This window comes from Nitrincola alkalisediminis (genome assembly GCF_009821115.1).
Taxonomy (GTDB): Bacteria; Pseudomonadota; Gammaproteobacteria; order Pseudomonadales; family Balneatricaceae; genus Nitrincola; species Nitrincola alkalisediminis.
Window position 1 is genome coordinate 1 of record NZ_VYTY01000011.1, and the last position, 12,371, is coordinate 12,371.

A 12,371-nucleotide genomic window follows, 5' to 3' on the forward strand; every position below is an offset into this window, starting at 1 on the left:
AGATACAGCTTCTTCTTTAAACTCAGTTGAGTACTGTTTGTAGGTTCGTTTCTGACTCATAATGACACCTCAATAGCTGACTGATATTGTCGCTAATTAAAGTGTCCAGTTCTATTAGACCAGTTCAGTATGGTTAAGGCTAATATGCGGCCAATACCGGGGATGGTTTGCAGTAAATAAAAGTATGTAGGTTGATGCTGTTTGGCCTGTTTTTCTAATAGCCATTCTATTTGACTTAACTCTCGGTGATAGCACTCTAGAACAGCTATATCTAGGTCGATGTTGCGTTGAACAAGTGGGTCATTAAAGGTTTTATTGAGCTGTTCTCTGGCGCAGACATTTTTCAGGTTGACCTTGTTAGGCGGTAAATTGTATTGGCTGGTGGTGTTGACGACATGAGCTTTGAGATCTGCACCGTGACGAACGAGGTTGGTGCGGCGGCGCAGAAGATCGCGGGCTGCTCTCATGCGTTTGGGATAGACATAGGCGAGCGGGAAGTTTCCACCTCTGATTAATGCTGCAATTTTGTATGAATCTATTCGATCATTTTTGGTTTTACCGCCATGAATAGGTTGAAAAGTACGTCCTGTACTTTTCCCTTCGGGCCAGCTAAAGCTGTCCAAATTCTTTCCAGAAGAATTTGTCATATATAAAGCGTGACCAAGAATAAAGTTGATACCTTGGTCTTCGCAGAAGTCAGCGATCCAATACCAGCAGTGCATGCATTCAACTCCGATGACTAGATCGTCGAGATAAGGTTCGATGAGAGGAAGCAGTGCTTCAGGTTGAGCAGCGATCTCTTTATGTAATAAGGTTTCGCCCTGTTGACCGAGAACACACACATAAAGACTGCGTGCATGCAAATCTATTCCACAATAGTGTTGATGAGTGCTATTGTAAAAGTTCATTGAGTCTTCTCCTTTTTTGGTTTTGTCACCTTTTAGCTTAGTCAATCAGGCTAAGCTGGGGGGGAGGGCTCAATGAGTATCAAGGCCATGCACCGGATGCCAAAACCTCCGCTTCGCTCTGGTTTTGTCACCGGTGATGGCGGGCGTTATGTTTCTTGACAGCACCTGTTAACCGGTGCTATTAATAGCATCAAATCGTTGGCTAGGTAATCACTATGCAAGTGAAATTTTCCGAGGATGTCATTCCTCTATCAGACCTGAAGATCAATCCTGGCAAGGTGGTTGGTCGAGCGCAGGATACGCATCGCCCGATCCTGCTTACCAGTCGTGGCCGTGGTGTGGCTGTTGTGCAGGGGCTCGAGGATTATGAGAGAGCTGCCGAGGAGATGCGGTTTGTAAAGGCGGTGGCGCAGGGGCTTTTGGATGTTCGCGAGGGCAACACCATATCGTTGGAGGATGCTAGGAAATCGTTGGGTATCAAGTAAATGGAATTACGCATCTCACAGTCTGCTCTTGAGGACTTACAGGCTATTCAGGGCTATTACAAAGAACAGGATGTGCCACACATCGGTGATGATTTCGTGGCTGCTATCCTGGAGCACAGTGAAATGCTTCGAGTCCACCCTGATGCTGGCCGAGTTGTTCCTGAATTCAATATGGATCATATTCGCGAATTGATTCATGCGCCGTTTCGAGTTGTCTATCTCAGGCAGGCTAAAGAGGTTGTGCTCATACGAGTCTGGCGTAGTGAGAGGCAGATCGAATTACCAGCAAACGAAACATAACCAAGCCATGCACCGGATGCTAAACCCTCCGCTTCGCTGCGGTTTTGTCACCGGTGATGGCGAGCGTTGAGACTGTCGGATTAGTCCCAGAGCCCTTGGCTCACGTGGTAAATAAAGGCTAACATCTGTTAACTAAACTTTACCTCAGAGGTGGCAAGGGATGGCGCGGTATAAACACTACGATTACAACCAAACCAAGATGATACCTCTGCGGTTTTCGGATCAGATCCAACCTGGCACGTTCGAATATACGCTGAATCATGTCGTGGATAATGATTTAGATCTGAGCGTGTTTGAATCTCGCTATCGCAATGACTACAACGGCGCACCAGCCTATGATCCGGCAATTCTGCTGTAGGTCGTGTTATTCGCTTATTGTAGAGGCATTATCAGCAGCCGCAAGATCGCTCAGGCTTGCCGTGAGAATGTACTGTTCATGGCATTGTCAGCTGACAGCCAACCCAATCACAGCACCCTAGCCGATTTCATCTCTCGAATGGATGAAGTGATTGCACCCTTGTTCACACACGTTCTAATGGTGTGTGATAGCTTAAATCTAATGTAACCTTGAAGCCCATGAGTTATTGAGTGTAGGTTGTTCGAATAGATGATTCAGATCATCGATTTGGGCTGTAAATAAAGATTATAGTAAAGGGCGGGCTGTTGATGCTGGGGATTTTGATTTCAAAATGTCTAATTCGACAGTCTCGTTAGGGCTGATCGTAATGGCCACCAATAGCGAAGATATAAATGGACTTTTCGTCAAACCGATATATCAAACGATCTCTTTGTGAGATCCGCTTAGACCAAAGGCTAGAGAGGTTGTGCTTAAGTGGCTCCGGCTTCCCTAAACCTGAAGCAGGGTCGTTTGAACGCAGCATTTCCTTGAGTACTTTACGCAAAGCCTTGTGTAATTGTTTGTCCTTCTCGCGCATAGTTTCATATGCTTCCCAAGTGTTGCCTTCAAATACCAGTGATCTCATTCATTTGCTCTTCAGTCGGTATATAGCCTTTACCACGGTTGTGGGTTTCAAGGGAGTAGGCAATCTGTTGCATGAGGCTCTGGTTTTGGAGAACATGAAGCGTTTCTTGCTCTCGATCCCAGTCGTCGGCGCTTATTACAACAAAAGCCTCTCCGGCTCGTCTAGTTACCTTGAGGGGTTCATGCCTGTTAACCACTTGCTCTACAACGCTTTTCAGGTTGTCTCTAAATTTGTTTACACTGATTGTATCCATAATGGTGCCTCGATGTACGGGATTTCCGTACAAGTATACGTCAAATGCCCTAACAAGGCCAAGCACAGCGACAGCTTTTTTGTTGCGGCTTCGCCTTCACTACAAAGCTGCGCGTGTTGGCAGCGTTAGGGCTTGGGTGTTAGGCCGATGGTTGGATAATGGGAGCCCAGTGAGCTGAGAGGTTCACGCTGGGTTCTGAGAGCAGCCGAGGGGGAGGTGCCCTTGGCTGACTCACCTTGTGTGCCACTGTGCAAGCTATCATGAGGCGCAGCGACTTCGTACAGTGTTGGAGCAGCGCTTTGAATCATGCGGTTTACAGCTACACCCAAAGAAAACTAAAGTTGTGTATTGCAAGGGTGGATATAATCGACAAAGTTTTCCGGTAGTGGCATTTAATTTTCTTGGTTATACGTTCAGACCTCGCTGGATTAAAACACGACGAGGCGATATGGGGTTGTATTTTCTGGGTGGCATCAGTCAGAAAGCCGCAAAGGCGTTGCGCCATGAAATCAATCGTTGGCCATGGTCGTATTGGTGTCATAAAGAGCTGGTGGATATACGTGCCTTTGCGCTGAGCCGCCTGAGAGGGTGGTATCAGTATTATGGGTTGTTTGGAAAAAGTATTATCCGCAATGTATTGTTTCATTTTTACAAGCGGCTAAGTCGCTGGGGGCTGAAGAAGTACAAGAAGCTTAAGGCGTTGATGCAGGCAGCAAAACGAGTGAATAAAGTTAGGCGGGATTACCCAAGGGCTTTTCCGCACTGGCGTAAAGTATTGTTAAATAGTTGAACGTGAAGAGCCGTATGAATCGAGAGGTTCGCGTACGGTTCTGTGAGAGGCTGAAGGGGAGGTTCCTTTGGCCTAATTGACCAAGGGACGCGCCGCAAGCGGCACGCTCCTGAGCTTTGACATTAAATCAGTAATGGTAGCGCAGCTGAGCGATCAAGAGGGTGTCGTCGATTGCTTTGTAGACCATGCGGTCTTCCTCATTGATCCTTCTTGACCAGTAGCCTGTTAAATTATGCTTGAGGGGTTCTGGTTTTCCGATGCCCTCGAATGGATTACGCTTTATGTCCTTAATGAGATTGTTGATTCTGGTGAGCGTTCTTTTATCTGTTTTTTGCCAGTAAAGGTAATCTTCCCAAGCATTTTCTGAGAAGATAAGCTTCACTCAGCCAGCTCTCTTTCTTCGCCTTTTCCGCTTTCAAGCTCTGCAATAGAAGCAAGTAGGCGGCGAGCATTTTTCGGAGCGCGGAGCAGGTAGGCTGTTTCTTGTAGTGCTTCGTAGTCTTCAAGTGACAGCATAACGACAGAAGGTGCTTTGCTGCGTGTGATGATGACAGGGCTATGGTCATCACATACTTGTTGCATCATTTTGGCTAAGTTGCTGCGAGCACTGGTGTAACTGATGGCATCCATTTTTTGTACCCCGTTTTATTCTGTACAGGAAACTGTACGCAAATTATTTGACAAACGCAAGCACACGGAACAATTTTTCGCTTCGCTGCAAATTGTCCGGTGTTGCGAGCGTTGAACTAAGCCGCTTCGCGTAGCTTGGCTGCATCCCTTAGTTTTTTGTCCACACTTAAATCTCCTTTAATCATTAGGAGGTTTAAGCCATGCACTCATCAAATGAACTATTCTTTTCACTCGGCAGCGGAAGCCGAGTTCCTGAAATCGGCTGGCTATTACGAATCAAAAGTTCCGGGATTGGGTGGAACCTTCATAGAGAAATTTGAGTTGAGGGTAAAGTAACCTTGAAGCCCATGAGTTATTGAGTGTAGGTTGTTTGAATAGGTGATTGAGGTCATCGATTTGGGCGCTAAATAAAGATTATAGTATAGCGCGGGCTGTTGATGCTGGGGATTTTGATTTCAAAATGTCTAATCCGACAGGCTCGTTAGGGCTCAAATCTTCTACTTGAAGATCCGTTGATCAAAGCTGAAATCCAGTTTCTCAGCCTTGTTAAATATCTCTGGCATGAGTGGATGATTTGGATTTACGACATAGTTGCGGTCTCTGGGGGAGATCGTTGATGGAACTTGAAGTGCTGCAAATTCAGGATTTTCTACTTTTAAAAACTGATCTCCAATCTCTTGGGTTTGTTCGCTAGCGGGTATTGCCCGCCAGTTGTTTGGGAGATCCTCAGTTTCTAGTTGCGCAATCAGCTCATCAGGCACATCAATTCGATATAGGTCATATTTATGAATGAGTTCCGAGTCGTTGTTTATGTGAACAAAAACCTCAAGAACACACAACGATTCCGACTCGGCAAAATAAAGCGCTTCAATCCCTTTTGAATTCCATCGTCCTCCGAATAGCTTTGCTCCCATGGGATTAAAAGGCGTGTCAGCAAATTTCTTCTGAGTGAGCCTGTACATCTTCATTAAGAGAAGACTCCATGCTCAACACGACCAATGAGATCTTTAACGGTTTCGAAGTCGACAGTTGTTGCAATCATATCTAGTGGACGCTTTCCGTTAAGACCATAGACATTCTCACGCATCCATTCTAATGCGCGCTGTTCATTACCAAAAAGGTCAGTGGCAAGTTTGATAAGCATGGCAAGGCGATACATAACATCACTCTCTTGAGTGCTGAACCGCTCTTCGTTCTTGAGTCTACGCTTTATTGTGCTGATTGGGATAAGAGTAACGTTATGAAACTCGCTCTGAGACAATTTGGCTTTCTCAACAATATTGCGATAGACAATGGGTTTAAAACCTTGATGTATAGCGGTATTCTTTGATGTGTTTTCGTCTTCAATGCCAAGTGTATACCAAAAGTTCGGTTGGTAAGATGGCTTAGGTTTAAAGCTTTTGAGTGTAGTATTAGCCATAATAGTGATCCTTTTGGTTCATATGGTCTATACATATTGGCTCAATTGGTCCTTGTGGTCAACTTTAAAGAATTTGCGTCCTAACAAACGCCTCAAGAGGGGCTGTCAATGCGTGGTGTTTCCAGTCACATTTAGCCGCGGTGGTTGCAGTTCTATTGCAACTATGAGTCGGACTTCACTGGTGAATTTGATGTGTTGGCAGGATCCGATGAACTTGAAGGTGACGTTGCTTATGATTCCGTCACGATCCAAGAGGGTAGATACTTGGTTTTCGAAGGCAGTGGCAGCATGCCACAGGCCGTCATAGAAACATGGTCAAGGATTTGGGAGTGCTTCAGTTCAAGTGAGCCAGAGTATATACGGGCTTACACCACTGACTTTGAGCTGTATAAAAGTGATAGCGAAATCCAGATTTTTATCGCCATCAAGTAGATTTCATAACAAGGCCAGTCGCTGCGACGGCTTTTTCGTTACGGCTTTGCCTTCACTGCAAAGCCGCGCGTCCTGTCGGTGTTATGTTTCTTGACAGCACCTGTTAACCGGTGCTATCAGTAGCACCAAATCGTTGGCTAGGTAATCTATCTCAGGCAGGCAAAAGAGGTAGCGCTCATACGAGTCTGGTGTAGCGAGAGGCAGTTCGAATTACCAGCCAACGAAACATAACCAAGCCGTGCACCGGATGCTAAACCCTCCGCTTTGCTCTGGCTTTGTCACTGGTGACGGCAGTCACTTCTATGTCGTATTGACAAGTGTCACGTGACAGAATACAGTTATTCCCATGATTAAATCCTTTGCTGACAAACTAACCCAAGAGCTCTACTCCAAGGGTAAGTCAAAGAAATTTCCTGCGGATGTTGCACCGAGAGCTGCTAGAAAGCTTGAATACGTGGATCTGGCCGAACAGCTTGAGGATTTGAAAGTGCCACCCGGTAATCGCCTTCATCCACTGTCGGGAAACAGGCAGGGGCAGCATGCAATTTCAATCAATGATCAGTGGCGTATCTGTTTTCGTTTTGAAGGTGGCGATGCATATGAAGTCGAAGTTTGTGACTACCGCTGAGTGAGGTGATGATATGACTATTCTTAATACAACCGGTATGCAACGCAAACCCACACATCCCGGCGAAATGCTGAGGGAAGATTTTCTTCCGGATTATGGACTGACAGTTTCGGGGTTGGCCAAATCTTTGGGTGTCTCTCGTCAGTCAGTTAATGAATTATTGCGCGAACGTCGTGCTGTTAGTCCTGAAATGGCGCTCCGGCTTGCTCGCTTGTTTGGTAACTCGCCAGAATTCTGGCTGAATGCACAGCGATCTGTTGATCTCTGGAATGCTGCGAAGTTGGTGAAAGAAGAGGTGGATCGAATCAAGCCGCTACATGCTGCATAACCAAGCCAAAATGATACCTCTGCGGTTTTCGGATCAGATCCAACCTAGCACGTTCGAACATAAGCTGAATCATGTCGTGGATAATGATTTAGATCTCAGCGTGTTTGAATCTCGCTATCGCAATGACTACAACGGCGAGCCTGCCTATGATCCGTGATAGCTTAAACTTAATCGGACGGGAGATGTTCGCGATTGATGGCTGCAAGATGCCCTCGAAAGCTGCCAAGGAGTGTAGGTTGTTTGAATAGGTGGTAGGTCATCGATTTGGGCGGTATATAGTAAAGGGCGTGCTGTTGATGCTGGGTATTTTGATTTCAAAATGTCTAATCCGACAGGTTCGTTAGCTAAGCACTGCGCGCGGCGGAAGAATAAAAAAATCATTAAGCAGTTATCTTTAGGAAAACTTAATTAGTTTTTATCGTTTTATTGAGTCATTTTCAGTATAAGAAATAGAAAATAGTAGTGAATAAAATTTAGTATATTTAATATATTAGTATTATACTATGCGTGTAGCTGATAGATTTAAGAGCTCTATAACTACACTAAAGAAGCATTTTACTTGGAGAATACTGCATGACTTTTAAATTGATTCCCCTTGCCCCTAAACACTTAAAACAATTTAAAAAAGATATGCAAGAGTCTTTTCAACAAGGTGCAGTTGATGAATTTAGTGATGTTAACACAGAAATACTTCCGGAAAAGGATATTGATAATTCTCTCTCTTCTAATGGTTCTTTTGCTTATGGGGCAATACTTGATGGAGAATTAGTTGGAGGAGCAGTCGTTGTGATCAGTAACGAAACACAACACAATCATCTTGATTTTTTGTATGTTAAAACAGGAATTCATAGTAAAGGTTTAGGACGATTGATATGGAGTTCAATTGAAAATCTATACCCCGATACTAAAGTATGGGAAACTCATACGCCATACTTTGATAAACGGAATATACATTTCTATGTTAATAAATGCGGTTTTCACATTGTAGATTATTATAATAAGTATCATAAAGATCCGAATGAAAAAGAAGATGCAGAACAATTTCCTGAAACTGATTATTTCGCTGATTTCTTTCGTTTTGAGAAAAAAATGAAGTAGATATTATCTGGTTTTTAAATAATGAAACTAAATAGTATTAAAAAAAGCTAACAACTGCTTCAACCTGACATTGCTATTGTCACACTTTTTGCTTGTCGTGGCTGCTCTCCTCAGCAAAAAGTGCGCCAATGAACGTAATGCAGGTTAAGCAGGCGTTCAGCAAAATAGCGCGAGAACCATCGCCCAATCGGGCGGTGACATCGTGCCCTTTGGGTAGGAAAGCGCACAACGCAACGCGTTGTTAATGTCTATGGTATAATGTGAACATGATAACTGCCACCAAAGTCCGTATTTATCCAACACCCGATCAAGCTGGTTTTTTAAACCAGCAGTTCGGCGCTGTGCGCTTTTGTTATAACAAAGCGCTCTGGATTATACGTAGCCAGTATCAACGCCATGGCGTGAGTTTGCGGGCTAAGCGTGACATCAAGCCTTTACTGGCGGTGGCAAAAAAGTCCCGTAAATACCACTGGCTAAAAGATTTCGATTCCATGGCGTTGCAGCAGGCCGTAATCAACCTGGATACGGCGTTTACGAACTTTTTCAACCCGAAGTTGCAAGCACGGTTCCCGCGCTTCAAATCTAAACGTAGCAAACAATCCAGTTACCACTGCACCAGTGTGAGTGCGGGCGCTGATTGGATTAAGATCCCAAAGATGTCTTCGATTAAGGCCAGAATTCATCGCGAACTGAACGGATCAATCCGCAGCATTACGATCAGCCGCACAGCCGCCGGTAAATACTACGCTTCAATCCTCACCGATGATGGCGCCATCGCGCCCGCACCGACACGGGTCCTAGATCGTGTGATCGGTATTGATATGGGCTTAACTGATTTGTGTGTGACCTCTGAGGGCGTTAAAACGCCTAATCCGAGGTTCCTAAAGAAGGCCGCGTCTAATCTGCGGCGCAAGCAAAAAGCCCTTTCACGCTGCCAAAAAGGCAGTCGGGGCTGGGCGAAAGCGCGATTACTCGTTGCCAAGGCGCATGAGCGCCTGACCAACGCCCGTGCTGATTATCAGCATAAACTGTCTCGACAACTCATTGACGATAACCAAGCGGTGATTGTTGAGACGTTAAAGATCAAAAACCTGCTTAAAAATCGGACGCTTGCCAAGCACATTGCCGATGTAAGCTGGGATAGTTTGATCAAGAAGTTAACGTATAAAGCGATGCATGCAGGTAAGCACTTGGTGAAGATTGATCCGTGGTTTGCTAGCAGCAAAACCTGTGCGTGCTGTGGCCATAAAATCGCATCGTTATCGCTGGCTGTTCGCACGTGGGATTGTCCTGCCTGCGGCACTACCGACATAGACCGTGACATCAATGCCGCGATCAATATCCGCCAGCAAGGTTTGATTCATTTACGAGCGGAAGGACTGTCCGTTCCTGCCAACTGAGGCTGTGTAAATCCGATCACGTATCGGTTACGGCCTGCGACGTTGGAAGCATCGCCCGATAGGGCGGTGAGCAGTCACGCAAAGGCGACACATATATCAATGATTGGGACTTTCTTTCATGAAATGAGAGATGGAGGCTATAGCCCAGAAGATATAGTTGATACGGCAACAGGACCAAAGGATATGGACTTACTCGGGTTGCGATAGGTCGATCTTGTAAAACGTTGAGTACTATACTGAATGGCCGAGCGGGAACTAGTCCCGAAATGGAGGTTCGATTTTCTATCTTCCATCGCATTTGATACCTCTGTAGAAAGTTGGCTGAGTGAACTGCTCTATTATCCTGCTGCAAGAAACGGCAAGTTACACCTAGCACCTTGCCACCCTTGAGAAGTGATACTATAGTGATACTACTGGTCTGATTCAGAGTGATCCCATGAAAGTTGAACTTGTTACAAACCTTAAGCGCCAAGCTACGAAAATCTTGGCTGACCTGCACCAGTCTAAAGAGCCGGTACTGATCACCGAGCATGGTCAGCCATCCGCATACCTTGTCGATGTGCAGGATTACGAGTTTATGCAACGTCGCCTCGAGTTGCTTGAAGGACTCTCACGAGGAGAGCGTGCTGTACTTGAAGGAAGAACGTACAGCCAAAATGATGCCAAGGAGAAAATGAGTAAATGGCTGAAGTAATCTGGACGGAGCCTGCGCTTCAAGAACTGGATGTCATTGCTGAGTACATTGCTCTGGATAATCCTGTTGCTGCAAGTCATCTTGTTCAGGACGTTATTGATAATACCGAGCGCTTGGAAGATTTTCCTCAATCCGGACGGATTCCTCCAGAACTCCCTAATTCGGTATACCGGGAGGTAGTTGTTCCACCTTGCCGTATTTTTTATCGTGAGGATGAGAAGCGGGTTCTCGTCCTCTATGTCATGCGAGAGGAGCGTCAGCTTCGTGCATACATTCTCGAGAACAGCTAACCCCTATGAATGCAAACCTTGCCAACGTTTTTTATTCAAAAATTCAGACTATCCTCTGAACATCTTTGATGCTTCCTTGTCGAAGCTGAAGGTTTTGTTGGTTAACGTACATGCATGCTTAAAAACAAGTGGGGTAAAGGATGAATACGTCGAATTTTTTAGATATGTTGTTGAAAAAAGGGACTGAGCTGGTTAATCAACAGTCCTCGTCGCTCTCGAGTGTTAAAGACAAACTGCCCAATGAGCTTGGAGGGCTGTTGTCTGGCAAAACAGGTGCAGCATTGGGAGGTGGTGCTTTGGGGCTGTTGCTAGGGAACAAAAAAGCGCGAAAAATGGGAGGGAAAGTTGCAGCCTATGGTGGTCTAGCCGCATTAGGAGTGATGGCCTACAAGGCCTATGGCAACTGGCAACAACAGCAGGCGCCAGCAGGTCAGACTGTAGCAGAGCCCCAAACATTGGATCGGTTGCCTGCGCCAGAAGTTGAGGTGCATAGCCAAGCGGTGATGCGGGCATTGATTGGTGCGGCCAAAGCAGATGGCCATATAGATGATCGTGAGCGCGAATTGATTGATCAAGCGTTGGAGCAACAGGGTGCAGATTTATCCATGGTGCAGTGGGTTGATGCTGAACTGAAAAAACCGCTTGATCCCGCGGAGGTTGCTGCCTCTGCTAAAACCCCAGAAATGGCCGCCGAAATGTATCTAGCCAGTCTCTTGGTCATTGATGAGCAAAGTTATATGGAACGAGTCTATTTGAAAGAGCTTGCAGTCCAGTTGAAACTGACGCCTGAACTGGTGACAGAGTTGGAGCGGCAGGTGGCAAATGCTTAACTAGAGTGTAGTTCCTAAGGTATCTTGTGTTCTTTTGTAGTAAATTGCGTTCTCATGTTTGCTGCATATGACTTTGAACGACACAAGGTACCTTGTTTTCCCTATGAAAGATCTAAGCCAACTGTATGCCATTTCTAATTTGTTTGCCGCGTTAGGTCAGGATGATTTTATTGATCAGGTCATTGATCTGTTAAAAATTTCAACGAGTTTTGATGACCATGTCGTACTGACCTACCATCCTGATATGAAACCCTTGGTCTTGCATTCGTCATTCGCCAATCAAGATCTTCACGTGTGGGATAAGTATATTCAAGGCGCGTATTTGTTAAGTCCTTTTTATGAGTATGCTATTAGTGGGAATGAGGGGCTTGTTAGCTTGAAAGAGATAGCACCAGATGACTTCTATGACAGTGCCTATTATGAAGACTACTTTTCGCCTTCACATCTCGTGGATGAGGTATGTATAACTATTCAGTCTGATCAAGGCTACTGTCATTTAATTTCATTGGGTCGTACCTCTAAACTGCCTAAATTTAACCGCCGTGTTTTTGAAACATTAAAACCTATTGCGAAAATTATTATCCACGCATTCAAATTTCATTCACGCGAGAGGGATATTATTCCTGCTGATCGAGTGATGTCTCATCAATCGGTTAAGCAAAAACTTCGATCGTTTGGTGAAGATAAATTGACAGCACGTGAGCAAGAAGTACTGCAGTTGTTGATCCGCGGTTATTCGAGTAAAGAGTCAGCAAAGAAGCTGGAAATTTCTTACGAGACAGACCGAGTCCATCGTAAAAACATTTATGCAAAGCTTGGTATGAGCTCACAAAAAGAACTACTGGCTCACTTAATTGACGATGTGTTGAATGACACTCACTAAGCACTCGCATACCTCAAGC

Annotated in this window: 22 protein-coding genes and 1 pseudogene; 15 read left to right on the forward strand and 8 right to left on the reverse strand. The window is 45.2% G+C overall.

Going from position 1 to position 12,371, the window contains the following annotated elements:
* Positions 1-125: 125 nt before the first annotated feature.
* Positions 126-908: pseudogene (locus F5971_RS14960) on the reverse strand (transposase); the annotation flags it as partial.
* Between the two features lie 215 nt (positions 909-1,123).
* Between F5971_RS14960 and F5971_RS14965 the strand changes: the two are divergent.
* From F5971_RS14965 to F5971_RS14980, 4 genes are all read left to right on the forward strand, one after another.
* On the forward strand, positions 1,124-1,393 hold the full coding sequence (locus F5971_RS14965) for a type II toxin-antitoxin system Phd/YefM family antitoxin (RefSeq protein ID WP_036514856.1): 270 nt from the start codon (positions 1,124-1,126) through the stop codon (positions 1,391-1,393).
* On the forward strand, positions 1,394-1,693 hold the full coding sequence (locus F5971_RS14970; RefSeq protein ID WP_036514858.1) for a type II toxin-antitoxin system RelE/ParE family toxin: 300 nt from the start codon (positions 1,394-1,396) through the stop codon (positions 1,691-1,693).
* 160 nt (positions 1,694-1,853) lie between these two features.
* Positions 1,854-2,051, forward strand: a complete 198-nt coding sequence (locus F5971_RS14975) for a hypothetical protein (RefSeq protein ID WP_051514686.1) — start codon at positions 1,854-1,856, stop codon at positions 2,049-2,051.
* A 3-nt stretch (positions 2,052-2,054) separates the two neighbouring features.
* The gene (locus F5971_RS14980) at positions 2,055-2,258 is read left to right on the forward strand and encodes a transposase (protein ID WP_081763958.1); all 204 of its coding nucleotides are present in this window, start codon (positions 2,055-2,057) and stop codon (positions 2,256-2,258) included.
* 145 nt (positions 2,259-2,403) lie between these two features.
* Here F5971_RS14980 and F5971_RS14985 read toward each other — a convergent pair whose 3' ends face one another.
* The 3 genes from F5971_RS14985 to F5971_RS14995 form a co-directional block, all read right to left on the reverse strand.
* A complete protein-coding gene (locus tag F5971_RS14985; protein WP_193495739.1) occupies positions 2,404-2,676 on the reverse strand; it encodes a Txe/YoeB family addiction module toxin in 273 nt (90 codons plus the stop codon).
* Positions 2,657-2,929 carry a type II toxin-antitoxin system Phd/YefM family antitoxin gene (locus F5971_RS14990; protein WP_036514863.1) on the reverse strand — a complete coding sequence of 91 codons (273 nt, stop codon included), beginning with the start codon at positions 2,927-2,929 and terminating at the stop codon, positions 2,657-2,659. Before F5971_RS14990 ends, F5971_RS14985 begins: the two co-directional genes overlap by 20 nt.
* A 125-nt stretch (positions 2,930-3,054) precedes the next feature.
* A complete protein-coding gene (locus tag F5971_RS14995) occupies positions 3,055-3,237 on the reverse strand; it encodes a hypothetical protein (RefSeq protein ID WP_051514687.1) in 183 nt (60 codons plus the stop codon).
* A gap of 77 nt (positions 3,238-3,314) precedes the next feature.
* On the opposite strand from F5971_RS14995, the gene F5971_RS15000 reads away from it, so the two are divergent.
* Positions 3,315-3,719 (forward strand): RNA-dependent RNA polymerase family protein, encoded by a 405-nt coding sequence (locus F5971_RS15000; RefSeq protein ID WP_157682430.1) that lies wholly within the window; start codon positions 3,315-3,317, stop codon positions 3,717-3,719.
* Between the two features lie 127 nt (positions 3,720-3,846).
* Here F5971_RS15000 and F5971_RS15005 read toward each other — a convergent pair whose 3' ends face one another.
* The 4 genes from F5971_RS15005 to parS form a co-directional block, all read right to left on the reverse strand.
* Complete coding sequence (locus F5971_RS15005; protein ID WP_036514865.1) at positions 3,847-4,101, reverse strand: Txe/YoeB family addiction module toxin; 255 nt, start codon at positions 4,099-4,101, stop codon at positions 3,847-3,849.
* Complete coding sequence (locus F5971_RS15010) at positions 4,098-4,349, reverse strand: type II toxin-antitoxin system Phd/YefM family antitoxin (RefSeq protein WP_036514868.1); 252 nt, start codon at positions 4,347-4,349, stop codon at positions 4,098-4,100. The genes F5971_RS15005 and F5971_RS15010 overlap by 4 nt, the downstream gene beginning before the upstream one ends.
* Before the next feature lie 497 nt (positions 4,350-4,846).
* Positions 4,847-5,317 (reverse strand): RES family NAD+ phosphorylase, encoded by a 471-nt coding sequence (locus F5971_RS15015; RefSeq protein ID WP_193495740.1) that lies wholly within the window; start codon positions 5,315-5,317, stop codon positions 4,847-4,849.
* A complete protein-coding gene (gene parS / locus F5971_RS15020; RefSeq protein WP_036514875.1) occupies positions 5,317-5,769 on the reverse strand; it encodes a type II RES/Xre toxin-antitoxin system antitoxin in 453 nt (150 codons plus the stop codon). The genes F5971_RS15015 and parS overlap by 1 nt, the downstream gene beginning before the upstream one ends.
* 144 nt (positions 5,770-5,913) lie before the next feature.
* On the opposite strand from parS, the gene F5971_RS15025 reads away from it, so the two are divergent.
* From F5971_RS15025 to F5971_RS15070, 10 genes are all read left to right on the forward strand, one after another.
* Positions 5,914-6,201, forward strand: coding sequence for a GyrI-like domain-containing protein (locus F5971_RS15025; RefSeq protein ID WP_223116340.1), 288 nt, complete (start codon positions 5,914-5,916; stop codon positions 6,199-6,201).
* 346 nt (positions 6,202-6,547) lie between these two features.
* Complete coding sequence (locus tag F5971_RS15030) at positions 6,548-6,829, forward strand: type II toxin-antitoxin system RelE/ParE family toxin (protein WP_193495741.1); 282 nt, start codon at positions 6,548-6,550, stop codon at positions 6,827-6,829.
* Between the two features lie 13 nt (positions 6,830-6,842).
* Positions 6,843-7,157 (forward strand): HigA family addiction module antitoxin, encoded by a 315-nt coding sequence (locus F5971_RS15035; RefSeq protein ID WP_193495743.1) that lies wholly within the window; start codon positions 6,843-6,845, stop codon positions 7,155-7,157.
* Positions 7,147-7,314, forward strand: coding sequence for a hypothetical protein (locus F5971_RS15040; RefSeq protein ID WP_193495745.1), 168 nt, complete (start codon positions 7,147-7,149; stop codon positions 7,312-7,314). Before F5971_RS15035 ends, F5971_RS15040 begins: the two co-directional genes overlap by 11 nt.
* A 416-nt stretch (positions 7,315-7,730) precedes the next feature.
* The gene (locus F5971_RS15045; protein ID WP_193495747.1) at positions 7,731-8,255 is read left to right on the forward strand and encodes a GNAT family N-acetyltransferase; all 525 of its coding nucleotides are present in this window, start codon (positions 7,731-7,733) and stop codon (positions 8,253-8,255) included.
* A gap of 266 nt (positions 8,256-8,521) precedes the next feature.
* Entirely contained in the window at positions 8,522-9,655 is a 1,134-nt protein-coding gene (locus F5971_RS15050; RefSeq protein ID WP_036512214.1) for an RNA-guided endonuclease InsQ/TnpB family protein, read from the forward strand.
* Between the two features lie 436 nt (positions 9,656-10,091).
* Positions 10,092-10,349, forward strand: coding sequence for a type II toxin-antitoxin system Phd/YefM family antitoxin (locus F5971_RS15055; RefSeq protein ID WP_036512217.1), 258 nt, complete (start codon positions 10,092-10,094; stop codon positions 10,347-10,349).
* On the forward strand, positions 10,337-10,639 hold the full coding sequence (locus tag F5971_RS15060) for a type II toxin-antitoxin system RelE/ParE family toxin (RefSeq protein WP_036512220.1): 303 nt from the start codon (positions 10,337-10,339) through the stop codon (positions 10,637-10,639). Before F5971_RS15055 ends, F5971_RS15060 begins: the two co-directional genes overlap by 13 nt.
* Before the next feature lie 140 nt (positions 10,640-10,779).
* On the forward strand, positions 10,780-11,469 hold the full coding sequence (locus tag F5971_RS15065; protein ID WP_193495750.1) for a tellurite resistance TerB family protein: 690 nt from the start codon (positions 10,780-10,782) through the stop codon (positions 11,467-11,469).
* Positions 11,470-11,572: 103 nt separating this feature from the next.
* Positions 11,573-12,352, forward strand: a complete 780-nt coding sequence (locus tag F5971_RS15070; RefSeq protein WP_193495752.1) for a helix-turn-helix transcriptional regulator — start codon at positions 11,573-11,575, stop codon at positions 12,350-12,352.
* The last annotated feature ends 19 nt before the right edge of the window (positions 12,353-12,371 follow it).

Coding starts and splice junctions, on each gene's coding strand:
- F5971_RS14965 (WP_036514856.1), top strand. CDS start 1,124: ATGCAAGTGAAATTTTCCGAGGATGTCATTCCTCTATCAGACCTGAAG.
- F5971_RS14970 (WP_036514858.1), top strand. CDS start 1,394: ATGGAATTACGCATCTCACAGTCTGCTCTTGAGGACTTACAGGCTATT.
- F5971_RS14975 (WP_051514686.1), top strand. CDS start 1,854: ATGGCGCGGTATAAACACTACGATTACAACCAAACCAAGATGATACCT.
- F5971_RS14985 (WP_193495739.1), bottom strand. CDS start 2,676: ATGAGATCACTGGTATTTGAAGGCAACACTTGGGAAGCATATGAAACT.
- F5971_RS14990 (WP_036514863.1), bottom strand. CDS start 2,929: ATGGATACAATCAGTGTAAACAAATTTAGAGACAACCTGAAAAGCGTT.
- F5971_RS14995 (WP_051514687.1), bottom strand. CDS start 3,237: ATGATTCAAAGCGCTGCTCCAACACTGTACGAAGTCGCTGCGCCTCAT.
- F5971_RS15010 (WP_036514868.1), bottom strand. CDS start 4,349: ATGGATGCCATCAGTTACACCAGTGCTCGCAGCAACTTAGCCAAAATG.
- F5971_RS15015 (WP_193495740.1), bottom strand. CDS start 5,317: ATGAAGATGTACAGGCTCACTCAGAAGAAATTTGCTGACACGCCTTTT.
- parS (WP_036514875.1), bottom strand. CDS start 5,769: ATGGCTAATACTACACTCAAAAGCTTTAAACCTAAGCCATCTTACCAA.
- F5971_RS15030 (WP_193495741.1), top strand. CDS start 6,548: ATGATTAAATCCTTTGCTGACAAACTAACCCAAGAGCTCTACTCCAAG.
- F5971_RS15035 (WP_193495743.1), top strand. CDS start 6,843: ATGACTATTCTTAATACAACCGGTATGCAACGCAAACCCACACATCCC.
- F5971_RS15040 (WP_193495745.1), top strand. CDS start 7,147: ATGCTGCATAACCAAGCCAAAATGATACCTCTGCGGTTTTCGGATCAG.
- F5971_RS15045 (WP_193495747.1), top strand. CDS start 7,731: ATGACTTTTAAATTGATTCCCCTTGCCCCTAAACACTTAAAACAATTT.
- F5971_RS15050 (WP_036512214.1), top strand. CDS start 8,522: ATGATAACTGCCACCAAAGTCCGTATTTATCCAACACCCGATCAAGCT.
- F5971_RS15055 (WP_036512217.1), top strand. CDS start 10,092: ATGAAAGTTGAACTTGTTACAAACCTTAAGCGCCAAGCTACGAAAATC.
- F5971_RS15060 (WP_036512220.1), top strand. CDS start 10,337: ATGGCTGAAGTAATCTGGACGGAGCCTGCGCTTCAAGAACTGGATGTC.
- F5971_RS15065 (WP_193495750.1), top strand. CDS start 10,780: ATGAATACGTCGAATTTTTTAGATATGTTGTTGAAAAAAGGGACTGAG.
- F5971_RS15070 (WP_193495752.1), top strand. CDS start 11,573: ATGAAAGATCTAAGCCAACTGTATGCCATTTCTAATTTGTTTGCCGCG.